At 47.8% G+C, this 21,222-nt stretch carries 22 protein-coding genes; 21 read left to right on the top strand and 1 reads right to left on the bottom strand.

Features of this window, described 5'->3' with window-relative positions; all coding sequences use genetic code 11:
- Positions 1-26 precede the first annotated feature (26 nt).
- From recG to HMPREF0240_RS15120, 5 genes are all read left to right on the top strand, one after another.
- Positions 27-2,087, top strand: a complete 2,061-nt coding sequence (recG, locus tag HMPREF0240_RS15140) for an ATP-dependent DNA helicase RecG (protein WP_009004298.1) — start codon at positions 27-29, stop codon at positions 2,085-2,087.
- A gap of 165 nt (positions 2,088-2,252) precedes the next feature.
- Positions 2,253-2,459, top strand: coding sequence for an alpha/beta-type small acid-soluble spore protein (locus tag HMPREF0240_RS15135; RefSeq protein ID WP_009004297.1), 207 nt, complete (start codon positions 2,253-2,255; stop codon positions 2,457-2,459).
- Between the two features lie 91 nt (positions 2,460-2,550).
- Positions 2,551-3,120 carry a 16S rRNA (guanine(966)-N(2))-methyltransferase RsmD gene (rsmD, locus tag HMPREF0240_RS15130; protein WP_009004296.1) on the top strand — a complete coding sequence of 190 codons (570 nt, stop codon included), beginning with the start codon at positions 2,551-2,553 and terminating at the stop codon, positions 3,118-3,120.
- Positions 3,114-3,605: a pantetheine-phosphate adenylyltransferase gene (gene coaD / locus HMPREF0240_RS15125; protein ID WP_009004295.1), complete on the top strand. Its 492-nt coding sequence runs from the start codon at positions 3,114-3,116 to the stop codon at positions 3,603-3,605. The genes rsmD and coaD overlap by 7 nt, the downstream gene beginning before the upstream one ends.
- Before the next feature lie 2 nt (positions 3,606-3,607).
- Positions 3,608-4,198, top strand: coding sequence for a hypothetical protein (locus tag HMPREF0240_RS15120; protein ID WP_009004294.1), 591 nt, complete (start codon positions 3,608-3,610; stop codon positions 4,196-4,198).
- On the opposite strand, the gene HMPREF0240_RS15115 is transcribed toward HMPREF0240_RS15120, so the two are convergent.
- Positions 4,184-5,113, bottom strand: coding sequence for a transporter (locus tag HMPREF0240_RS15115; RefSeq protein WP_009004293.1), 930 nt, complete (start codon positions 5,111-5,113; stop codon positions 4,184-4,186). The genes HMPREF0240_RS15120 and HMPREF0240_RS15115 overlap by 15 nt on opposite strands.
- Positions 5,114-5,233: 120 nt before the next feature.
- On the opposite strand from HMPREF0240_RS15115, the gene HMPREF0240_RS15110 reads away from it, so the two are divergent.
- The 16 genes from HMPREF0240_RS15110 (at position 5,234) to HMPREF0240_RS15035 (ending at position 21,105) form a co-directional block, all read left to right on the top strand.
- Positions 5,234-6,676 carry an aminoacyl-histidine dipeptidase gene (locus tag HMPREF0240_RS15110; protein WP_009004292.1) on the top strand — a complete coding sequence of 481 codons (1,443 nt, stop codon included), beginning with the start codon at positions 5,234-5,236 and terminating at the stop codon, positions 6,674-6,676.
- Positions 6,677-6,734: 58 nt separating this feature from the next.
- Positions 6,735-7,586 carry a M23 family metallopeptidase gene (locus HMPREF0240_RS15105; protein ID WP_050794551.1) on the top strand — a complete coding sequence of 284 codons (852 nt, stop codon included), beginning with the start codon at positions 6,735-6,737 and terminating at the stop codon, positions 7,584-7,586.
- 142 nt (positions 7,587-7,728) lie between these two features.
- Positions 7,729-9,129, top strand: a complete 1,401-nt coding sequence (locus HMPREF0240_RS15100; RefSeq protein WP_009004290.1) for an RsmF rRNA methyltransferase first C-terminal domain-containing protein — start codon at positions 7,729-7,731, stop codon at positions 9,127-9,129.
- 12 nt (positions 9,130-9,141) lie between these two features.
- Positions 9,142-9,849: a pseudouridine synthase gene (locus HMPREF0240_RS15095; protein WP_035313600.1), complete on the top strand. Its 708-nt coding sequence runs from the start codon at positions 9,142-9,144 to the stop codon at positions 9,847-9,849.
- Positions 9,843-10,517 (top strand): HAD family phosphatase, encoded by a 675-nt coding sequence (locus HMPREF0240_RS15090; protein WP_009004289.1) that lies wholly within the window; start codon positions 9,843-9,845, stop codon positions 10,515-10,517. Before HMPREF0240_RS15095 ends, HMPREF0240_RS15090 begins: the two co-directional genes overlap by 7 nt.
- 3 nt (positions 10,518-10,520) lie before the next feature.
- Positions 10,521-12,425: a YgiQ family radical SAM protein gene (locus tag HMPREF0240_RS15085; RefSeq protein ID WP_035313711.1), complete on the top strand. Its 1,905-nt coding sequence runs from the start codon at positions 10,521-10,523 to the stop codon at positions 12,423-12,425.
- Positions 12,426-12,449: 24 nt separating this feature from the next.
- Positions 12,450-13,217 (top strand): SDR family NAD(P)-dependent oxidoreductase, encoded by a 768-nt coding sequence (locus HMPREF0240_RS15080; RefSeq protein ID WP_009004287.1) that lies wholly within the window; start codon positions 12,450-12,452, stop codon positions 13,215-13,217.
- 13 nt (positions 13,218-13,230) lie between these two features.
- Positions 13,231-13,809: a hypothetical protein gene (locus HMPREF0240_RS15075; RefSeq protein ID WP_035313598.1), complete on the top strand. Its 579-nt coding sequence runs from the start codon at positions 13,231-13,233 to the stop codon at positions 13,807-13,809.
- Positions 13,810-13,823: 14 nt separating this feature from the next.
- Positions 13,824-14,819 carry an RluA family pseudouridine synthase gene (locus tag HMPREF0240_RS15070; RefSeq protein ID WP_009004285.1) on the top strand — a complete coding sequence of 332 codons (996 nt, stop codon included), beginning with the start codon at positions 13,824-13,826 and terminating at the stop codon, positions 14,817-14,819.
- A complete protein-coding gene (locus HMPREF0240_RS15065) occupies positions 14,820-15,353 on the top strand; it encodes a Holliday junction resolvase RecU (protein WP_009004284.1) in 534 nt (177 codons plus the stop codon).
- 74 nt (positions 15,354-15,427) lie between these two features.
- Positions 15,428-16,678 (top strand): ATP phosphoribosyltransferase regulatory subunit, encoded by a 1,251-nt coding sequence (gene hisZ, locus HMPREF0240_RS15060; RefSeq protein ID WP_009004283.1) that lies wholly within the window; start codon positions 15,428-15,430, stop codon positions 16,676-16,678.
- A 10-nt stretch (positions 16,679-16,688) separates the two neighbouring features.
- Entirely contained in the window at positions 16,689-17,333 is a 645-nt protein-coding gene (gene hisG, locus HMPREF0240_RS15055) for an ATP phosphoribosyltransferase (protein WP_009004282.1), read from the top strand.
- Between the two features lie 2 nt (positions 17,334-17,335).
- Positions 17,336-18,631 (top strand): histidinol dehydrogenase, encoded by a 1,296-nt coding sequence (hisD, locus tag HMPREF0240_RS15050; RefSeq protein WP_009004281.1) that lies wholly within the window; start codon positions 17,336-17,338, stop codon positions 18,629-18,631.
- A gap of 120 nt (positions 18,632-18,751) precedes the next feature.
- Positions 18,752-19,339 (top strand): imidazoleglycerol-phosphate dehydratase HisB, encoded by a 588-nt coding sequence (gene hisB / locus HMPREF0240_RS15045; RefSeq protein WP_035313709.1) that lies wholly within the window; start codon positions 18,752-18,754, stop codon positions 19,337-19,339.
- Between the two features lie 14 nt (positions 19,340-19,353).
- On the top strand, positions 19,354-20,637 hold the full coding sequence (gene hisIE, locus HMPREF0240_RS24020; protein ID WP_009004279.1) for a bifunctional phosphoribosyl-AMP cyclohydrolase/phosphoribosyl-ATP diphosphatase HisIE: 1,284 nt from the start codon (positions 19,354-19,356) through the stop codon (positions 20,635-20,637).
- Between the two features lie 153 nt (positions 20,638-20,790).
- Positions 20,791-21,105, top strand: coding sequence for a hypothetical protein (locus HMPREF0240_RS15035; protein WP_009004278.1), 315 nt, complete (start codon positions 20,791-20,793; stop codon positions 21,103-21,105).
- The last annotated feature ends 117 nt before the right edge of the window (positions 21,106-21,222 follow it).

Genomic DNA, 21,222 nt, shown 5'->3' with positions numbered 1-21,222 from the left:
GATACAGCAGGAGAATAAAATGCCTTATGAATGAAAATTCTAAAATAAGCACATTAAAAGGAATTGGGGAGAAGACACAGGCTTTGTTTGAAAAGGCCGGCGTGCGTACCATCGGGGATCTTCTGCGCTACTATCCCCGGGGATATGATGTCTACGATGACCCGGTTCTGGTTGGAGAAGCAGTAGAAGGTAAGACGGCCACCGTGACAGGCGCCATTTTTGGAAGAGTCCAGCTTGGCGGTAGCAGGAATATGCAGGTGACGACACTTTATGTCAAAGATCTGACCGGCACCTTAAAAGTAATCTGGTTTCGGATGCCATTTCTTAAAAATACTTTGGCCAGGGGCGGAATTATCACGCTTCGCGGCAGGATTGTCAGAAAAAGAGACGGCCTTGTCATGGAACACCCCGAGATCTTTTATCCGAGCGCCAAATATGAGGAAAAACGAAATACCCTTCAGCCGGTTTATCCGCTGACGGCAGGTCTTACAAACAATGCCGTGAAGAAAGCCATGATGCAGGCCATGGAATATCTGGATCTGAAGCAGGAGTTTCTACCGGAAGAGATCCGTATGAGATATCATCTTGCGGAATATAACTATGCAGTACGCGGAATTCATTTTCCGGAGACAAAAGAAGAATTTTACCATGCAAGGGAACGTCTTGTCTTCGAAGAATTTCTGATCTTCATATTATCTTTGAGAAAGCTGAAAACACGAGAAGACAAGACGGAGAACTGTTTTAAGTTTGTAGAACGCCCTGAGATAGACAAGTTTCTGGAGTCTCTTCCATATGAACTGACAAATGCACAAAAAAAGGTCTGGAATGAAATGAAGCGGGACATGTCCGGCCCCCATGTCATGTCGCGGCTCGTCCAGGGAGATGTTGGCTCTGGTAAGACAATCGTGGCCCTGCTGGGACTGATGTATGCCGGGCTAAACGGATTTCAGGGTGCAATGATGGCACCCACGGAGGTTCTGGCAAAGCAGCATTATGAAAATATTACATCTATGTTCGAAAAATACGGCATCCCACTGAAGACGGAGCTGCTGACCGGCTCTATGAGCGCAAAAGAAAAAAGAGAAGCCTACGAGCGGATCTCATCGGGGGCGGCTGATATCATTGTGGGAACCCATGCGCTGATACAGGAGAAGGCTGTTTACCGCAATCTTGCGCTTGTAGTAACGGATGAGCAGCATCGTTTTGGCGTGAAGCAGAGGGAAACACTGGCGGGCAAGGGCCAGATGCCGCATATACTCGTCATGAGTGCGACACCGATTCCCAGAACGCTGGCGATCATCCTGTATGGAGACCTGGACATTTCTGTGATCGATGAACTGCCCAGCAACCGGCTTCCGATTAAAAACTGCGTGGTGGATACCGGCTACCGCAATACGGCTTACCGTTTTATGCAGAAACAGGTGGAAGAAGGCCGTCAGTGTTATGTGATCTGCCCCATGGTAGAAGACAGTGAGCATCTGGAGGCAGAAAATGTCATGGACTATACGCAGCTGCTGAAAGAAGCTCTGGGGGAAAGGTTCGGGATCTCTTATCTGCACGGAAAGATGAAGCAGGCCGAGAAGGATGAGATTATGGAAGCATTCGGAAAAAATGAGATTCAGATCCTTGTTTCCACGACAGTTATCGAGGTCGGGATCGATGTGCCGAATGCAACGGTTATGCTGATTGAAAATGCGGAGCGGTTTGGGCTTGCCCAGCTCCACCAGCTGCGTGGGCGCGTGGGACGGGGAAAATATCAGTCCTACTGCATTTTTATGAGCGCATCAAAATCAAAAGAAACAAAAGAAAGACTGGAGATTCTGAATAAATCCAATGACGGATTCTTTATAGCATCAGAGGATCTGCGGCTCAGAGGACCAGGCGATCTGTTTGGAATCCGCCAGAGTGGGCTATTAGATTTTTCTCTGGGAGATGTGTTCCAGGATTCAAAAATTCTTCAGAAGGCAAATGAGGCTGCCCTGGAGCTTTTGGAAAAAGACCCTGAGCTTACTGATGAAAATCATGCAAAAATGAAGGCATATTTAAACAATTATATGTCGGAAGTGATGCTGGAAACCACCCTCTAGCCCTGTAAAACCGCTACTTTTTGAGTGATTTACAAAAAACGTCAAAGAAGGCAGGAACTTCCAGTGTAAAAGATAAAATCCTCCATATACTATGGTTGTAACACACAACAGTGTTATAAAAAAATCTGAAAAAGTAACAGAAGTTACGAGAAGGAGGAAATTATCATGGCAAGTCGTTCATCTAATCGAGCAGCCGTACCAGAGGCTAAAAGTGCACTGGACAAATTCAAATATGAGGTAGCTAGCGAGCTGGGAGTACCGCTCAGCGATGGTTACAACGGAGATTTAACTTCAAAGCAGAACGGATCTGTTGGCGGTTATATGGTTAAGAAAATGATCGAACAGCAGGAAAGACAGATGGCTGGTAAATAAGTAAAATTTCGTAAGAAAAAGCACTTAGGATTGACCTAAGTGCTTTTTTCTGCTAAAATTCAGCATAGTTAGAAGAATGAGGGTGATATCTATGAGAGTTATCGCAGGAAGCGCGAAGAGATTACAATTAAAGACATTGGACGGCCTGGATACGAGGCCGACAACCGATAGGATTAAGGAGACACTGTTTAATATGATAGCGCCGTCTGTCTATGGCAGTGTATTTCTGGATTTGTTCGCCGGAAGCGGAGGGATTGGCATAGAGGCTTTGAGCCGCGGTGCCAGAGAAGCCGTTTTCGTTGAGAATAATCCAAAGGCCATGGCGTGCGTCAAGGAAAATCTGAAGTACACAAAGCTGGAGGCAAAGGCACTTACACTGACAAGGGAAGTGATGGCAGCTCTTTATCAGCTGGAAGGTGAGAAGGTATTTGATTTTATTTTTATGGATCCGCCTTACGACAGAGAGCTGGAGAAACGGGCGCTGGAATATCTCTCGGGGTCACAGCTGGTATATGAGGATACCGTTATCATTGTAGAGGCCTCACGGGAAACTGATTTTTCCTGGCTGGAGGATATGGGCTTTTCTATGATCAAAGAAAAGGTATATAAAACGAACAAACATGTCTTCATTGAAAAGGCCGGAAAGGAAGAAATATGTTAAGAGCTATATACCCCGGGAGCTTTGACCCGGTTACATACGGGCACCTGGATGTCATCAAAAGATCCTGTAAAATCGTAGATGAGTTAATTGTCGGAGTGCTGAATAATAATGCGAAAATGCCGTTGTTTTCTGCAGAAGAACGTGTTAAAATGTTAGAGGAAGTAACAAAAGACTTGACAAATGTGAAAATTGTCCTGTTTCAGGGACTTTTGATTGATTTTGCAAGACAACAGGGGGCAGATCTCGTAATCCGAGGATTACGGGCGATAACCGATTTTGAATATGAGTTACAGATGTCCCAGACGAATCATAAGCTGGAACCGAGCGTCGAGACGATGTTCCTGACGACGAGTATTGAATATTCTTACCTGAGTTCCACCACCGTGAAAGAGATCGCGGCTTTTGGGGGAGACATATCACAATTTGTGCCGGAAGCTGTGTCGGAGGAACTGGAGAAAAAGATGAAAGCAAAAAGGAGAGTGTAACTATGAGCAGCCGCATTGAGCAGATTATTGAAGAGATCGAAGAGTACATTGACAGGGATTGTAAATTTCAGCCATTGTCTACTACGAAGATTATCGTAAATAAGGAACATCTGGACGAGTTATTGCGCGAACTCAGAATGAAGACACCAGATGAGATTAAAAGATATCAGAAGATTATCAGCAACCGTGATGCAATCCTGGCAGATGCCCAGGCTAAGGCGGATGCTATGATTGAAGAAGCACAGGTACAGACAACAGAGCTGGTCAGCGAGCATGAGATTATGCAGCAGGCCTACTCCCAGGCAAATGAGATTGTCACACAGGCAACCGCTCAGGCCCAGGAGATTATAGACAATGCTACTGAGGATGCCAATGCAATCCGTATCGGAGCCATCCAGTATACGGACGATCTGCTGGCCAATGCAGAGAGTATTATCGGACATACACTGGACAGCTACACGACCAAATACGACGGACTGATCAATTCCCTCCAGGAGTGCTATGATGTGGTGCGTACCAACCGTGCAGAACTGGAAGTGCCGGACGATGGGGACAGCGAGTATATTCCCCAGGATGGTTTAGATGATCTGTAAATAAAGAACAGCGATCAGGCTGGTCACCCCTGCGGTGGCCAGCTTTTCTAATGTGTAGGGAACAATGGAAAGCGAAGTTTTCTGTATCATACACTGAGTCTGTGCAGCAGCGCAGAAGCCTCCGAAGGAGGTCAGTGCAAGAATCGCCGGATACTGTATGGAAAAGGGGAGAGCAGATTTCCCGATCAGTGCGATTCCATTCGTGACTTCCAGTGTCGGCAGAACCGTCTGGATCAGAACTGGCTGCCAGGGGGCAGACTGAATCAGGGCCAGTATTACAGAAAAGAGAATAATGTATCCGCCTACTTTTGTGATGGTTTCAAAGCTGTCCATAATGCAGGTATCTACAATACGGAAGTTCCAGTCCGTTTTACCCCGTCCGGTCTTTTTTAATTCAGGAAATGCTTTCTGGCCGTGCAGATACAATCTTCTGAAGACAATGCTCATTAGCATCGGTGTGCCCAGAAGTATCAGGAGCGATGGCAGAAGATATTCCTCCCGGCCCAGTGTCTTCCAGACAATGAAGTTCAGGATGAAAACCGGGCTGGTATTGTTGCAGAATGACAACAGGTACCTCCCCTCGTCTTCGGTAACATAGCCGGTTGTAATCAGGTCGGACGTCACTTTTGCTCCCATAGGGTATCCGCAGAGAAATCCGACAATAATAGCAAAACTTCCGCTCTCAGAAACTTTGAATATGCGGCACAGGACCCTGCCGAATGCCCTGGATATGTAATGGATACTGTCGGTGTACAGCAGGAGATTGGTGATAATAATAAAGGGGAAAAGAGTCGGCAGAATGATCTGAAACCAAAGAAGAAGCCCTTCGCTGGCACCGTTAAACACCGCTTTCGGAGAGATGAGCATGAGCGCGAAAAGGATCACAATTCCGATTCCGGCCAGATTATGTTTCATAAGGTGTTCTCCTTACGATGTACTACATAAATGTTATTAAAGATATATGAAACTGGTTGATTTTTTATGCCCCCTGTGACAAAATGAAAACAGTAACGATACAGGAAGGGGAATGGAATTATGCCAATTTTAGAAGAACTTGAGCCAGTAGAGGTGTTTCACTATTTTGAGGAGCTGAGCCGCATACCTAGAGGGACATTTAACACAAAGGCTGTCAGTGATTATTGCGTGTCTTTTGCAGCGGAGAGAGGGCTGGAGGTTATACAGGACGAACTTAACAATGTCATTATTAAAAAGCCGGGCACCGAGGGGTACGAGGAGAGCGAACCGGTGATTATTCAGGGACACCTGGATATGGTATGCGAGAAGACGGAGAATTCTGATCATGATTTCACAAAAGATCCGCTGGATCTTTATGTAGAGGACGGTTTTGTAAAGGCGCGGGACACCACATTGGGGGCAGACGACGGGATTGCTGTGGCTATCGCACTTGCACTGTTAGACAGCAGTGACATACCGCATCCGCCTCTGGAAGCGGTGTTTACAGTGGATGAGGAAGTTGGAATGGGCGGAGCAGAGGGGATCGATCTCACACCGCTAAAGGGAAAGATGCTTCTGAACCTGGATTCAGAGGATGAAGATACAATCATTGCAGGCTGTGCAGGAGGATTAAGCTTCCGCCTGAACCTGCCTGTTGGAAGGAAAATGACCGCAGGCAGCTGCCTGGAGGTTACCATACACGGACTCAAAGGCGGACATTCCGGAGTGGAGATCGACCAGCAGCGCGGCAATGCCAACAAGCTGGCGGGACGGCTCCTCAACAGACTGAACCAGAATATGGAGATTGCGCTGGCAGACATCCGGGGCGGTGCGAAAGACAATGTCATCACCTCTGTCAGCAAGTTTACCATCGTCGTGCAGGATAGTGTAAAAGCGGAGATGATTATTGAGAACATGCTGAACACCTGGAGACTGGAGTTCGGCGCAGATGAGCCGGGTCTGGACATCACGATTTTCAAGACAGAACACACGGAAAAATCCGTCCTTTCTGATACAGATAAGAACAAGGTAATTTTCTTTCTGAATAACTGCCAGAACGGAGTGTACGGTTTCAGCCGTTCTCTTCAGGGGCTGGTGGAGACATCTGACAACCTGGGCGTGGTTATTTCCGAAGAGAGCCGGGTTTCCTTTATACTGCTGATCCGAAGCTCCGTATCCTCCAGGCTGGAGGAACTCAAGGAGGCTTACATCAGCTGGTCGGAATTTCTGGGGGGAACCTATGAGCTTTCAGGAGCCTATCCCGCATGGATGTATAAAGATGATTCCAAAATCCGCCCAATCGTGGCAGAGGTGTTCGAGAAGGTCTATGGAAAGAAACCGGAGATTGCAACCATACACGCAGGACTGGAGTGCGGCCTTCTGTCAGGTAAGAAGCCGGAGCTGGACTGCGTATCTTTCGGGCCTAAGATGTTTGATATCCACTCGGTCAATGAACGGCTGGATATTGCCTCAACCTGGAGGATGTGGAATATTATCAAAGAAATATTGAAAGAATGCAAATAGGACATTCTTCTGCACATATATTAAAGAGAATACAGTTTGCAGAGGAACAGCTGAAGCGTTGAAAAGAAAGAAAATTCATAATTATGTCCTTCTGAACCTTCTGATGGCACTGTTTCTGTCGGTCGGTATACATGAGCTTCTCATACAGGGAGGTTTTGCCCGTCTGAATGGAAACACGGTTGCGGGAGACGGTTTCAGAAGGCAGTCCCTGAATGAGGAAGTGCTGAATTACATACAGAATACGAAAGACCCGGGAGAGAACCTGGGTCTTTATTGGTTGGAGACGGATTTTGGGACAGAACCTCTGACGAAAAAGTTGAAGCCGGAATTATTCAAAGATCTGGAGAATAAGTGGGCAGGCCGCCAAGGATGGGAAGAATATGTCTTACAGTGTAAGGGAATCTGGGATGATGTGAAATACTTTCCGGTGCCGCAGCCTTCGGGAAAAACAGAGGCGGGAGTTTCTTTTGTAGACTCCTGGATGTATGATCGCAATTACGGTGGGAAGCGGGGACACGAGGGGACAGATATTATGGCGGATAAGAATGAGAGAGGCCTCTATCCGGTTGTCAGTATGACGGACGGAGTCGTGCGCCACAAGGGATGGCTGGAGCAGGGCGGCTGGCGCCTGGGCATTGTGGCACCGGGTGGCACTTACTTTTATTATGCACATCTGGATTCCTACGCGGACATTGAGGAGGGAGATACCGTGCAGGCAGGGGATCTGCTGGGCTATATGGGGGATACCGGATACAGTAAGACGGAAGGCACCACAGGAAATTTCCCGGTTCATCTGCACGTGGGGATCTATCTGTTCCACAATGAGGAAGAAATCAGCGTCAATCCGTATTGGGTGCTTCGATATCTGGAGAATCAGAAGATTGGAGTTAGGTTTAGTTTTGCGGATTAAGGGGGACGCTGCGAACAGCGGCAGCGTGTGAATTCGCCTGGTGGAACATAAAAGTTTCAGTAATTGCCTAATGATCGTATTAATACGCTCTAGTCCTGAGAAGGGATTTATGATATAATCATTTCCATGTGGAGGAAATGATATGAACTTACCGAAAGCATTTGAAGATAAAATGAAAGCCCTTCTGGGAGACGAGTATGGATCTTACCTGGAGTGCTATGAAGAACCGCGCCACTATGGGCTGCGTGTGAATACGAATAAAATCAGCGTGGAGGAATTTCTGAAGATTGCGCCCTGGCCCCTTGAACCGATTCCGTGGATTTCCAACGGATTTTATTATGATGGGGAGAATGTACAGCCGGCTAAACATCCGTATTATTTTGCGGGACTGTATTATCTCCAGGAACCAAGCGCCATGACGCCTGCCAGCCGCCTGCCGGTGGAGCCGGGAGACCGGGTGCTGGATGTCTGCGCAGCGCCGGGGGGGAAGGCTACGGAGCTGGGAGCCAGGCTGCAGGGCGAGGGGGTTTTGATTGCCAACGACATTAGCAATTCCAGGGCAAAGGGGCTTTTGAAGAACCTGGAGCTGTTTGGTATCGGCAATATGCTGGTGCTGAGCGAGGAGCCCGGAAAACTGATTGAATATTTTTCAGAATATTTTGATAAAATTCTGATAGACGCTCCCTGCTCGGGTGAAGGGATGTTCCGCAAGGACAAGAAGATGGTGAAGGCCTGGGAGGAACATGGGCCCGAATTCTTTTCCAGGCTTCAGCGGAGTATTATTACGCAGGCAGCCGCCATGCTGAAGCCTGGCGGAATGCTATTGTATTCCACCTGTACATTCGATGCCTCGGAGAATGAGCAGACGATAGAATACCTTCGCTCTCAGTATCCGGAATTTACGATTTGTCCGATTGAACCCTATGACGGCTTTGTACAGGGCATGCCGGAACTGACTGAAGGCAGAGATCCCGGGCTTGCAGAAACGGTGCGGATATTTCCGCACAGGATGCAGGGCGAAGGGCATTATCTTGCGTTGCTGAAAAAGGGCTGTGCACCGGAGTTACGGGAAGAAAAGAAAAAACAGAAAAGCACCGGTGGAGCGGGGAAAAGTAAGAAGATGCCAGAGGAACTGGCGGAATTTCTGAAAGACACCCAGTGGGATCTGGATGTTTCCCGGCTGGATATCCACGGGGAACGGATATACTATATGCCGTCCGGGCTTCCCACGATGAGAGGGGTCAGGTTCCTGCGGTCCGGACTTCTTCTGGGGGAACTGAAGAAAAACCGGTTTGAGCCCAGCCAGGCGCTGGCTATGTGCCTGAAAAAGCAGGAGTATAAAAAGGTGCTGGATTTTCCTCTGTCAGATGACCGGGTGATTAAGTATCTGAAAGGCGATACGCTGGATGTGGAGGATATGTCGGCAGCGAAAGAGAAGGGCTGGTACCTGATCTGTGTGGACGGCTATCCGCTGGGATTCGGCAAGCTGGCGAATCAGACACTGAAGAATAAATACCTGCCGGGCTGGCGGTGGATGTCTTAAAAGGAAGTTTTTATGAGATTAAGATTAGATAAGTATCTTGCTGACATGGGACTGGGAACCCGCAGTGAAGTGAAAAAGGCGATTACAAAAGGCCTGGTACAAGTAAACGGTACAGTTGTAAAAAAACCGGAGTGCAAGGTGGACACGGAGACGGACGAGATACTGCATCAGGGAGAGCCTGTCGGTTACACCGAATATGAGTATTACATGCTGAATAAGCCTGCAGGGGTTATTTCTGCCACGGAGGATCGGAAAGAGCGGACCGTCATTGATCTGATTGATAGCCGCAGAAGAGGCGATTTGTTTCCTGTGGGACGCCTGGACAAGGATACGGAAGGGCTGCTTTTGATTACGAATGATGGTGCGCTGGCACACAGGCTGCTTTCGCCGAAAAAGCATGTGGACAAGGTTTATTATGCGCGGATACAGGGCCGGGTTACAGATGCGGATGCGGATGCATTTGCCCGGGGACTTGATATTGGAGATGAGAAGAGAACGCTGCCTGCAGGCCTGAACATACTGGATTCGGGAGAGATATCAGAGATCCGGGTGACCATTCAGGAGGGCCGTTTTCATCAGGTGAAGAGGATGTTCCAGGCAGTGGGAAAAGAAGTGATATATCTGAAACGGCTGCAGATGGGCGGCCTGAAACTGGATGAGAACCTGTGCACAGGAGCATACAGGGAATTGACAAAGGAAGAGATTGATAAATTATGTTAGAGAATAAAAAAGCGGTTATTTTTGACCTGGACGGCTCTCTGGTAGATTCCATGTGGATCTGGCCGAAGGTGGACGTGCAGTATATGGATAAATATAATCTTACGGTCCCTGAAAATTTTCAGAAGGCGATTGAGGGAAAAAGTTATACAGAGACGGCCCAGTACTTTCTGGACACATTTCCTGCGCTTACCTGCACTGTGGATGATGTGCGGCGTGAATGGATGGAGATGACGTTCGGTCTGTATACGACAAAGGTACCTTTGAAGCCGGGAGCAGGGGAATTTCTGGAACACCTGCGCTCACGCGGCATACAGATGGGGATTGCCACGAGCAATGCAAGAGAACTGGTTGATGCCACGCTGAAGGCGCTGCGCATAGAACAGTACTTTTCATCGGTGCGCACTTCCTGCGAAGTGTCGGCCGGAAAGCCGGCGCCGGACGTTTATCTGAAGGTGGCTGAGGATCTGTGTGTTAAGCCGGCGTCATGTCTTGTATTCGAGGATGTTCCAAAGGGGATTGAGGCGGGAAAGAACGCAGGAATGTCGGTATGCGCCGTGGATGACGAGTTCTCCAGGCCGGACGAGGCAGAAAAAAAGAAGCTGGCGGATTATTTTATCCGCGATTATTATGATATTAAGAATCATACCTATGAAATATGTGGAGTATAAATGATGAATCATTTTTTTTTACCGTTATGTAGAAAAGATATGCAGGAAAGAGGGTGGGACCGGGCGGATTTTGTCTATGTGACCGGAGATGCCTATGTGGACCACCCGTCTTTCGGGCCGGCTATTATAAGCCGGATGCTGGAGGCACACGGCTTCCGGGTGGCCTTCATCTCCCAGCCGGACTGGAAGAATCCGGAGAGCATTACTGAATATGGGGAGCCGAGGCTTGGATTTCTGGTGTCCGCCGGCAATATGGATTCCATGGTCAACCATTATTCTGTTTCAAAAAAGCGGCGCCGCCAGGACGCATATACACCGGGCGGGGAGATGGGGAAGCGGCCGGATTATGCGGCGGTGGTCTATGGCAACCTGATCCGGCAGACGTACAAACATACTCCTGTCATTCTGGGCGGCATTGAAGCCAGCCTGCGTAGACTGGGGCATTATGATTACTGGTCGGACAAAGTGAAACGCTCCGTCCTGCTGGATTCAGGCGCGGATATCATCTCCTATGGGATGGGTGAGCGTTCTGTTCTGGAAATTGCTGAAGCTCTTGATGCGGGGATCGCTGTGTCGGACCTGACCTATATAGACGGAACGGTGGTCAAGGCAAGAGATCTGGACTCGGTATATGATGCGGTCACCCTTCCTTCTTTTCAGGAGATCTCTGAAAAAAAAGAGGCCTATGCCCGGAGTTTTTATACACAGTACCAGAATACAGATCCATTCTCCGGAAAGCGGCTCATAGAGCCTTACGGTGAGAAGCTGTACATTGTGCAGAATCCCCCTTCAAAGCCGCTTGGTCAGACGGAGATGGATGATATCTATGCGCTTCCCTATATGAGAACCTGGCATCCCTCCTATGAGAAGGCGGGAGGCGTTCCCGCAATCTCGGAGATTAAATTCAGCCTCACGAGCAGCCGGGGATGTTTTGGAGGCTGCAATTTCTGCGCACTGACATTCCATCAGGGAAGAATTATACAGGCAAGGAGCCATGAATCCCTGATAAAAGAAGCACAAATTTTGACGGAGCAGCCCGATTTTAAGGGATATATCCATGATGTGGGCGGACCCACAGCCAACTTCAGGCAGCCTTCCTGCAAAAAGCAGCTTCAGTACGGCGTCTGCAGAGACCGGCAGTGTCTGTTCCCGCATCCCTGTAAAAACCTGCGGGCAGACCACAGGGATTATGTGGAGCTGCTGAGAAAACTAAGAAATATCCCGAAGGTGAAAAAGGTGTTTATCCGTTCGGGCATCCGGTTTGATTATCTGCTTGCGGATAAGGAACGGACATTTTTGAGAGAGCTCTGCGAAAATCATGTGAGCGGGCAGCTGAAAGTCGCTCCGGAACATGTAGCGGATGAAGTACTCGAAAAGATGGGAAAGCCGGAACACAACGTATATGAGGAATTCACCCGGACATTTCGGGATATGAATCAAAAGCTTAATAAAAAGCAGTTTCTTGTGCCTTATCTCATGTCCTCCCATCCGGGTTCGGACATGAAGTCGGCGGTAAAGCTGGCCGAGTACTGCCGGGATCTGGGATATATGCCGGAGCAGGTGCAGGACTTTTATCCCACACCGTCTACCATATCTACCTGTATGTACTATACCGGTCTGGATCCGAGAAGCATGAAACCGGTCTATGTCCCCAGGAATCCGCACGAGAAAGTACTTCAGCGCGCTTTGATTCAGTACCGCAATCCGGATAACTATGAACTTGTCATGGAAGCACTGAAAAAGGCCGGCCGGATGGATCTTGTGGGCTTTGGTGAGAAATGTCTGATCAGGCCGCGGAAGTTTTCGAAAGAGAAATCCGCTGCTAAGGAGAACGGAAGAAATAAAGCACAGGTTAAGAAGAAAAAAGCAATCAGAAATGTCCATAAGAAGAGAACCCCAAAATCATGAATGAATAAAAAGAAGGTGTAACGATTGAGAATAGCAATTGTAAGCGGTGCTTCATCAGGAATGGGACGTGAGTTTGTGAAACAGCTGCCATGGTTCTACCGGCAGATGGATGAGATCTGGTTGATAGCCCGAAGAAGAGAGCGGCTTCTCTCTCTGTCTGATGAGTGTATGATTCCCTGCAGAATCTTTGCGGGAAGTCTGCTTGAAGACAGTATTTACAGTGATATACAGGAGGAGCTGGAGTCGGAGAAACCGGATGTGCGCATGCTGGTCAATGCCGCCGGTTTTGGAAAGATGGGTACGGTTACTCAGATTGCCGGAAAGGAACCGGGATTACAGCCGGAGATGATAGACCTGAACTGCAGGGCGCTTACGCGCCTTACGATTACCTGTCTGCCGTATCTTACCCGGGGCAGCCGAATCGTGAATCTGGCATCCGCGGCGGCCTTTTGCCCGCAGCCTTTTTTTGCGGTCTATGCGGCAACGAAGTCCTATGTAGTCAGCTTTTCCCGGGGCTTGGGAGCAGAGCTGGAAAAAGAGGGGATCTATGTGACAGCAGTATGTCCGGGACCGGTAGACACAGAGTTCTTTGATGTGTCCGGTAAATTTCCGAACAAATGGAAAGACGCAGTCATGGTGCCGCCGGAGAAGGTTGTGCATCAGGCATTGAAAGATTCCAGAAAGAAAAAGCCGGTTTCAGTCTATGGAATGGCTATGAAAGCAGCAGACCTGGGTGCTAAGATTCTGCCCCACAACCTGATAGTAAAAGTAGAGATTATGGCAAAAAACTGAGGAGATGTACGACATGAATAAGGTGATAAAAGGAAATCCGGGATATCTGGACTATAAGAAAAAGGTGGAGATCATCCGTACAGTTATTTATTTCGTGCTTGTAGCTGCTGTTTTCTTTCTGGGCTACAGCCAGGCACACACAAGACTGAATATGATGACCGTTGTTGCCGTACTTGGATGCCTGCCGGCTTCCAAATCGCTGGTAGGTGTGATTACCCGTTTTCCCTATCCGTCTATTGCAGTTATACGGGCAGATGAAATCAAAGGCAAGACCGGCAATATTACGGCGGTCTATGATATGATCATTACATCCCGGGAAAAAGTGATGCCGGTGGACTGCATTGTGATTTCCGGAAACACAATCTTCGGATATACAAACAGCGAAAAAGTAGATTTAAAATATGCGGCCACACACATAAAAGGGATATTGAACCAAAACCAGTTTCCTGATGTTTCGGTAAAGATCCTGAACAACTATACCGCTTTTCTGGCAAGGGCTGAGGGACTTAATTCCATAGCGGCCGTGGAAAAGAGGGATACAAAGGAAATGGAAGAACGGATCAAACAGGTAATCTTAAATATATCCATGTAGAAAGGGTACAGTTTATGCAGCAGATAACAGTTGGTGACAATGAAGCGGGGCAGAGGCTGGATAAGCTTCTGGCTAAGTATCTGAGAGAGGCCCCGAAGAGTTTTTTATATAAGATGCTGCGGAAAAAGAATATAACTCTGAACGGGAAAAAGGCTTCTGGAAATGAGAAGCTCCTGAGAGGTGACGAAATAAAATTGTTCCTTGCGGATGAGACGATTGCCAAATTCGCCGGGGATGCAAAGCCGCATGCGGAGAATGGAATGTTAAATAGGCTTTCTTACGGGGAAAGCCTGAATATTATATATGAGGACAGCCATATTATTCTGATTAATAAGCCGGCGGGGATGCTCTCACAGAAGGCGGCGGATACAGATGTCTCGCTGGTGGAGCATCTGACTGCTTACCTGCTTAGAAGCGGGGCGCTGACAGAGGACGAGATGAGAACATTCCGCCCTTCCGTGTGCAACCGGCTTGACAGGAATACAAGCGGCATGGTGGCGGCAGGGAAAAGCCTGCAGGGCCTGCAGGAACTGAGCCGCCTTTTTAAGGACAGGACACTGGGCAAGTATTATCACTGCCTTGTGAAAGGAGAAGTAAATGAGACGTCCCATATACATGGGTTTCTAAAAAAAGATGCAGAGAACAATCAGGTGCACATAACAGCCGGACAGGAAGAGGGAAGTACGGCAATTGAAACAGAATTCCGTCCCCTCAAGTCAGGAAATGATGTAACGCTTCTGGAGGTACATCTGATTACCGGGAAGACCCACCAGATCCGCGCACATCTGGCGTCTGTGGGGCATCCCATTCTGGGGGACTACAAATATGGCGACAGGAGACTCAATGACAGATGCAGGAGTGCATATGGGCTGAAACATCAGCTGCTTCACGCTTACAGGATTACATTTCCGGCGCTGGAAGGGCCGCTTGCTGGTCTGTCGGGCAGAGAATTTCTGGCTCCGCTCCCAGCAGAGTTTCAAAAAATAGCAAAGGAAAAGGGTGTTTTATAGATGGCAACCTGGAATTCAAGGGGACTTCGGGGCTCCACGCTGGAGGACCTGATTAACCGGACCAACGAGCGCTACGAGGAGATGGGACTTGCGCTGATCCAGAAGATACCGACCCCCATCACTCCGGTAAAGATAGACAAGGAACACCGGCATATTACGCTGGCATATTTTGAAAAAATAAGTACGGTCGATTATATCGGGGCGGTCCAGGGAATACCGATCTGTTTTGACGCAAAGGAGTGCAGCGTGGATACCTTTCCGCTGCAGAACGTGCATGAACATCAGATGAACTTTATGGAGAAGTTTGAGAAGCAGGGCGGTATCTCTTTTTTGATTATTTATTATAGCAGCAATAACGAACTTTATTATATGCGTTACAAAGAAATAAAGAAATTCTGGGAGAGGGCCGGCGGTGGCGGAAGGAAAAGCTTTCGCTATGAGGAGTTGGATCCGGCCTATTTTATGGAGTTGAAAAACAATAGTTTTGTCCCGTATCTGGACTACATACAGAAGGATTTGGATACCAGGGATTGACATTTTCTGAGAAACTGCGTATAATTTACAAGGTGATTTAACGAATTAGCATGATAAAGTGAAAGGCAGGAAATATGGAACAGAAATTACATACACCTGAAGGCGTCAGGGATATATACAATACAGAATGCAGAAAGAAGCTTACAACACAGGAGAAGCTCCACGATGTCCTGCACGCATATGGATATCAGGATATTCAGACACCTACCTTCGAGTACTTCGATGTGTTCAGAAAAGAGATCGGAACGATTTCTTCCAGAGAACTATATAAATTTTTCGACAGAGACGGCAATACGCTGGCACTGCGCCCGGATATCACACCGTCAATAGCACGGGCTGCCGCGACACTGTTTGAGACAGAAGAATATCCTGTCCGCCTCTGCTATATGGGCAATACCTTTATCAATCATTCCAGTTATCAGGGCCGTCTGAAGGAAAACACCCAGATGGGAGCTGAGCTGATCGGGATGGATTCGATTGAGGCGGATGCAGAGATGCTTGCCATGGTTGTGGATGGGCTGAAAAAGGTTGGATTAAAGGAATTTCAGGTTAATATAGGCCATGTGGACTTTATTCAGAGCCTGATGGATGCGACAGGGCTGGAAGAGGATGAAAAGACAGAGATCCACCACCTGATTACAAACCGGAATTATTTTGGTGTGGAAGAGATTCTGGATAATCAGAATGTAGATGATAACATAAAAGCTGCGTTCCAGGGATTGCCGGAACTTATGGGAGACGTGGAGATTCTGGATAAGGCCATGGGAATTGCACCGAATATCAGCGCCGGGCTTGCCGTATCCTACCTGCAGAAGCTGTATAAGCTGCTGACCCTCTACGGTGTAGAGGATCATATTACGTTTGACCTGAGTATGAGCGGAAGTTACGGGTATTACACCGGCATTATTTTCCGTGCGTATACATACGGTACCGGAGATGCCATTGTCAGAGGCGGACGGTACGACCATCTCCTGGAGAAATTCGGGGAGAATATACCGTCTATCGGATTTGCTATCATAATAGATGAATTAATGAGTGCGCTGAGCCGCCAGAAGATCCCGGTGGAGACCAGCCATATGAATCTGATTGTCTACACCGAGGCAACGCAGAAGTGGGCCATTTCGCTTGCAAAGAATTTCCGTGCCAAGGGCAAATGTGTGGAGATGCATAAGCGGGATGAACAGGGCAGCAAAGAAATGTATGCAGAGTATGGGAAGCGGACACAGGCCGTGAGCATGCTTTATCTGAAGGATGACCTGACGATTGAGATGGTGAATCTTCAGACAGGGGATGAGAAGCTGATAAATGCTAGGAAAAAGAGATAGAGGAGCAGACATGAGATATTTAACTTTTGCCCTTACAAAAGGGCGTTTGGCAAGTAAAACGCTGGAAATGCTGGAACGGCTCGGTATTACGTGCGAGGAGATGAAGGATAAAAGTTCAAGAAAGCTGATTTTTGTGAATGAAGAGCTGAAACTGAAGTTTTTCCTCGCAAAGGGCCCGGATGTCCCCACTTATGTGGAATACGGGGCTGCTGATATCGGTGTTGTCGGCAAGGATACGATCGTGGAGGAAGGACGCAAAGTACACGAGGTTCTGGATCTTGGATTTGGTAAGTGCAGAATGTGCGTGTGCGGGCTGGAGGAGGCCCGCGAACTGCTCCGGCATCACGAACTGATCCGTGTGGCTACAAAGTATCCGAATATAGCGAAAGACTATTTTTATAATAAAAAGCATCAGACTGTTGAGATTATTAAGATGAATGGTTCCATTGAACTGGCGCCCATTGTCGGGCTCTCAGAAGTAATTGTGGATATAGTGGAGACAGGCTCCACGCTGAAAGAGAACGGACTCGTGGTACTGGAGGAGGTATGTCCTCTTTCTGCCAGAATGATCGTGAATCCGGTCAGTATGCGCATGGAAAATGACAGGATCAAAGAGCTGATTGTGAATCTCAGGAAGCTCTTACAGGAGGGATAAAAATGCGGATAGAAAAATTAGATGAAAGCACGAAAAAGAATCTGCTGGAAGACCTTTTAAAACGCAGCCCAAACAATTATGGAAAGTATGAGGCGAGTGTCCGGGAGATTCTGGATACGGTGAAGGAAAAAGGGGACAAGGCGGTATTTTCATATACGAAGAAGTTTGACGGTGCAGAGATCAATCCGGAGAATGTGCTTGTCACAGAGGCGGAGGTAGAAGAGGCCTATGCCCAGGTGGAGGATTCTCTGCTTGAGATCATACGCAAATCTTTAAAGAATATTGAATCCTACCATGCTAAGCAGATGCAGTACAGCTGGTTTGACAGCAAACCGGACGGAACGATGCTTGGCCAGAAAGTAACGGCTCTCCAGAGAGTGGGTGTCTATGTTCCGGGCGGGAAGGCAGTCTATCCGTCTTCCGTGCTGATGAACATTATGCCGGCCAAGGTGGCTGGAGTGGATGAGATTATCATGACCACACCTCCCGGAAAAGATGGAAAGGTGAATCCGACCACGCTCGTTGCAGCTAAAGAAGCAGGTGCAACTGCCGTGTATAAGGTGGGCGGGGCCCAGGCAATTGCGGCACTGGCCTATGGTACAGACAGCATTCCCAAAGTGGATAAGATTGTGGGACCTGGAAATATATATGTAGCGCTTGCTAAAAAAGCGGTTTATGGGTATGTAAATATTGATTCCATCGCGGGACCGAGTGAGATCCTCGTGCTTGCAGATGAGACGGCAAATCCGAGATATGTGGCTGCAGACCTTCTGTCCCAGGCAGAGCATGACGAACTTGCATCCGCTATTCTTGTGACAACCAGCAGGGAACTGGCAGAAAACGTCTCTTTACAGATTGACGGGTTTGTGAGAGAATTGTCCAGGGGAGAGATTATACAGAAATCCCTTGATAATTACGGGCATATTCTGGTGGCGGAGACGCTGGATGATGCCATAGATGCGGCAAATGAGATCGCTTCAGAGCATCTGGAGATTGTGACTGCAGATCCGTTTGATGTAATGACCAGGATCCGCAATGCGGGTGCAATTTTTATAGGGGAATACAGCAGTGAGCCGCTGGGAGACTATTTTGCAGGGCCAAACCATGTCCTGCCGACAAATGGAACGGCGAAGTTCTTTTCACCGCTGTCTGTGGATGATTTCCTGAAGAAGTCCAGTATTATTTCTTATTCAAAGGAAGCGCTGGAAGCGGTACACCTGGATATTGAGCGTTTTGCGGAGGCTGAACAGCTGACAGCACATGCGAACTCTATTAAGGTGCGTTTTGAAGAATCATAAATTAGAGAAAAGATCTGCATAAAAACAGCAGAGTGTAACATATGGAAAATGAATGATACCCAAAGGGCACACCATAAGGGGTGCCAGGGCAGCATCTGATGCAAATGGGAGGGATGTATGATGGACAGGACAGGCAGCTGTAAAAGGAAAACAAAAGAAACAGAGATCAGTCTGAAAATTTGTCTGGACGGAAACGGACGCAACAGGATTGATACAGGGATTGCCTTTTTCGACCATATGCTGGACGGATTCGCAAGGCATGGTCTGTTTGACCTGGAGGCAGAGGTGAAGGGTGATCTGGATGTGGACTGCCATCATACGGTGGAGGACACCGGTATCGTGCTGGGGCAGGCAATTGCCAGTGCCCTTGGTGACAAAGCGGGAATCAAACGGTACGGCAGTTTTATGCTTCCCATGGATGAGACGCTTGCATTATGTGCGGTAGATCTTTCAGGCCGCCCGTATCTGAACTATCAGGCGGAATTTACAGTGGAGAAAATAGGCGGGTTGGATACAGAGATGGTAAAGGAATTTTTCTATGCGGTTTCATACAGTGCAGCTATGAACCTGCATCTGAAGATTCTGGACGGAGGCAATAATCATCATATGGCCGAGGCCCTGTTTAAAGCATTTGGAAAAGCACTGGATGCGGCTACCATGGAAGAGCCGAGAATGAAAGAGGTTTGGTCTACGAAGGGCAGCCTGTAAAGGAGAGAAGATAAATGAGTTATAAGAGATTGACCCCCTGCATTTTCATTGATGGAGGGAAAGCTGTTAAATGGTTTGACGACAGAGAAGTGATTGCGGAAGATGTGGTAGCGCTTGCGAAGTATTACGGAGATATGGGGGCAGATGAGCTGATTATATTTGATCTGTCAAATTCCGATGAAGAGCATGAGGAGTCCATTGATCTGATGAAACGGATCAACCGCGTCATCAGTATTCCGATGGTTGCCGGCGGCAATATCCGCAGGCAGGAGGATGTAAAGAAGATTCTGTATGCGGGTGCAAAGCGCGCCATGCTGAATTTTTCCAAACACCTGTCCATCGACCTGATCGAGGATGTGTCCAAACGTTTCGGCAAGGAACGGATCGCTGTGTCCCTGAATGATTTTGACTCGCTGTTTAAGCAGCAGCACCTGATTGAAGAATACAGTACAGAGATGATATTCATGCACAGGCTGGATCTGAATTCGGTCATGAATGTTACACAGATTCCATGTGTTGTCGTAACGGATACGATGGAGCAGGAAGAGATCCTTAAGATATTGAAATGCGATGGTGTGAAAGGGGTATCCGGCCTGTTCATCAGCCAGGTGGATATGGATTTTAATGCATTTAAAAATGTCTGCACCGCAGAAGGAATCCGGATGACATCCTTTGAAAGTATGATGGACTTTTCCGAGTTTAAACTGAATTCGGATGGTTTACTGCCCGTTGTTGTGCAGGATTATAAGACAAACGAAGTACTGATGATGGCATATATGGATGAAGAAGCCTTTGACCACACGGTGAAGTCGGGAAGAATGACATATTACAGCAGAAGCAGGAAAGAGCAGTGGATTAAGGGCGAGACATCCGGACATTTCCAGTATGTAAAAACCATGACAATCGACTGTGATAAGGATACACTGCTGGCGAAGGTGGAACAGGTCGGGGCGGCCTGCCATACGGGAAACCACACCTGCTTCTTCCAGCCGATTGTGGGCAGTGATTATGACGGAAAGAATCCCCTGCAGGTATTTGAATCCATCTATTCGACGATTGTTGACAGAAAGCAGAATCCGAAGGAAGGTTCTTATACAAATTACCTTTTCGACAAGGGGATTGATAAGATCCTGAAAAAAGTAGGCGAAGAGGCAACGGAGATTGTGATAGCTGCAAAGAATCCGAATCCGGAAGAGATCAAATACGAAATGTCAGATTTCCTGTACCATGCAATGGTACTGATGGTAGAACGGGGAATTACCTGGGAAGATATTACGAACGAGCTTGCGGACAGATAATAAAAGAAATAGAAAAATAACACTATGGGACAGAGAGTTCTAACTGTTTTTGTCAGGGCATATGATATGGTAGACATATCATATGCTCTTTTCAGTTTAAACGGTTCTGTATCCTGTTTTTTGACGGGAAATCTCAAAGGAGGTACATAGATTATGAACGAATCAGAAGAAAGACGCCGGCAGCTTCTCAGGCAGACCAGAAGGCTTTACAATGAAGATAGTTTTATTCCCGCGGTACATCCCAGATATGGACATATCTATCATGATCTGTATGATGATGGGGCCGAAGCAAGACCAAAAAGCAGCTTTTTCTTTCGGCTGACCCTGGGAGTACTGTGCTTTGTGTGCTATGTCTGGATTGATTACGGGAAGGTGAATGTGGCAAACGTAAGCAGCGATAAAATCGTGAATCAGATTGAAAAACAGATGGATTTAAAAGACCTGCAGGCTGTGTGGAAGAAATTGTAGAATGGGGGGAGGGGCGCCTGCCGAGGAACGGGACAGGGTGCGGACGTAAGCATATATCTGTCTGGAATGCGGACACTGCGCTAAGCAGCAGTAAGAGAAAACACGCAAAATCAGCCG

The sequence above is a fragment of the Clostridium sp. D5 genome, from assembly GCF_000190355.1.
In the GTDB taxonomy this organism is placed as follows: Bacteria; Bacillota; Clostridia; order Lachnospirales; family Lachnospiraceae; genus Faecalicatena; species Faecalicatena fissicatena_A.
This window is presented reverse-complemented; position numbering and strand designations above follow the sequence as displayed.

Excerpts from the sequence above, each read along its gene's own strand:
- recG (WP_009004298.1), top strand. The coding sequence starts at position 27 with ATGAATGAAAATTCTAAAATAAGCACATTAAAAGGAATTGGGGAGAAG.
- HMPREF0240_RS15135 (WP_009004297.1), top strand. The coding sequence starts at position 2,253 with ATGGCAAGTCGTTCATCTAATCGAGCAGCCGTACCAGAGGCTAAAAGT.
- rsmD (WP_009004296.1), top strand. The coding sequence starts at position 2,551 with ATGAGAGTTATCGCAGGAAGCGCGAAGAGATTACAATTAAAGACATTG.
- coaD (WP_009004295.1), top strand. The coding sequence starts at position 3,114 with ATGTTAAGAGCTATATACCCCGGGAGCTTTGACCCGGTTACATACGGG.
- HMPREF0240_RS15120 (WP_009004294.1), top strand. The coding sequence starts at position 3,608 with ATGAGCAGCCGCATTGAGCAGATTATTGAAGAGATCGAAGAGTACATT.
- HMPREF0240_RS15115 (WP_009004293.1), bottom strand. The coding sequence starts at position 5,113 with ATGAAACATAATCTGGCCGGAATCGGAATTGTGATCCTTTTCGCGCTC.
- HMPREF0240_RS15110 (WP_009004292.1), top strand. The coding sequence starts at position 5,234 with ATGCCAATTTTAGAAGAACTTGAGCCAGTAGAGGTGTTTCACTATTTT.
- HMPREF0240_RS15100 (WP_009004290.1), top strand. The coding sequence starts at position 7,729 with ATGAACTTACCGAAAGCATTTGAAGATAAAATGAAAGCCCTTCTGGGA.
- HMPREF0240_RS15095 (WP_035313600.1), top strand. The coding sequence starts at position 9,142 with ATGAGATTAAGATTAGATAAGTATCTTGCTGACATGGGACTGGGAACC.
- HMPREF0240_RS15090 (WP_009004289.1), top strand. The coding sequence starts at position 9,843 with ATGTTAGAGAATAAAAAAGCGGTTATTTTTGACCTGGACGGCTCTCTG.
- HMPREF0240_RS15085 (WP_035313711.1), top strand. The coding sequence starts at position 10,521 with ATGAATCATTTTTTTTTACCGTTATGTAGAAAAGATATGCAGGAAAGA.
- HMPREF0240_RS15075 (WP_035313598.1), top strand. The coding sequence starts at position 13,231 with ATGAATAAGGTGATAAAAGGAAATCCGGGATATCTGGACTATAAGAAA.
- HMPREF0240_RS15070 (WP_009004285.1), top strand. The coding sequence starts at position 13,824 with ATGCAGCAGATAACAGTTGGTGACAATGAAGCGGGGCAGAGGCTGGAT.
- HMPREF0240_RS15065 (WP_009004284.1), top strand. The coding sequence starts at position 14,820 with ATGGCAACCTGGAATTCAAGGGGACTTCGGGGCTCCACGCTGGAGGAC.
- hisZ (WP_009004283.1), top strand. The coding sequence starts at position 15,428 with ATGGAACAGAAATTACATACACCTGAAGGCGTCAGGGATATATACAAT.
- hisG (WP_009004282.1), top strand. The coding sequence starts at position 16,689 with ATGAGATATTTAACTTTTGCCCTTACAAAAGGGCGTTTGGCAAGTAAA.
- hisD (WP_009004281.1), top strand. The coding sequence starts at position 17,336 with ATGCGGATAGAAAAATTAGATGAAAGCACGAAAAAGAATCTGCTGGAA.
- hisB (WP_035313709.1), top strand. The coding sequence starts at position 18,752 with ATGGACAGGACAGGCAGCTGTAAAAGGAAAACAAAAGAAACAGAGATC.
- hisIE (WP_009004279.1), top strand. The coding sequence starts at position 19,354 with ATGAGTTATAAGAGATTGACCCCCTGCATTTTCATTGATGGAGGGAAA.
- HMPREF0240_RS15035 (WP_009004278.1), top strand. The coding sequence starts at position 20,791 with ATGAACGAATCAGAAGAAAGACGCCGGCAGCTTCTCAGGCAGACCAGA.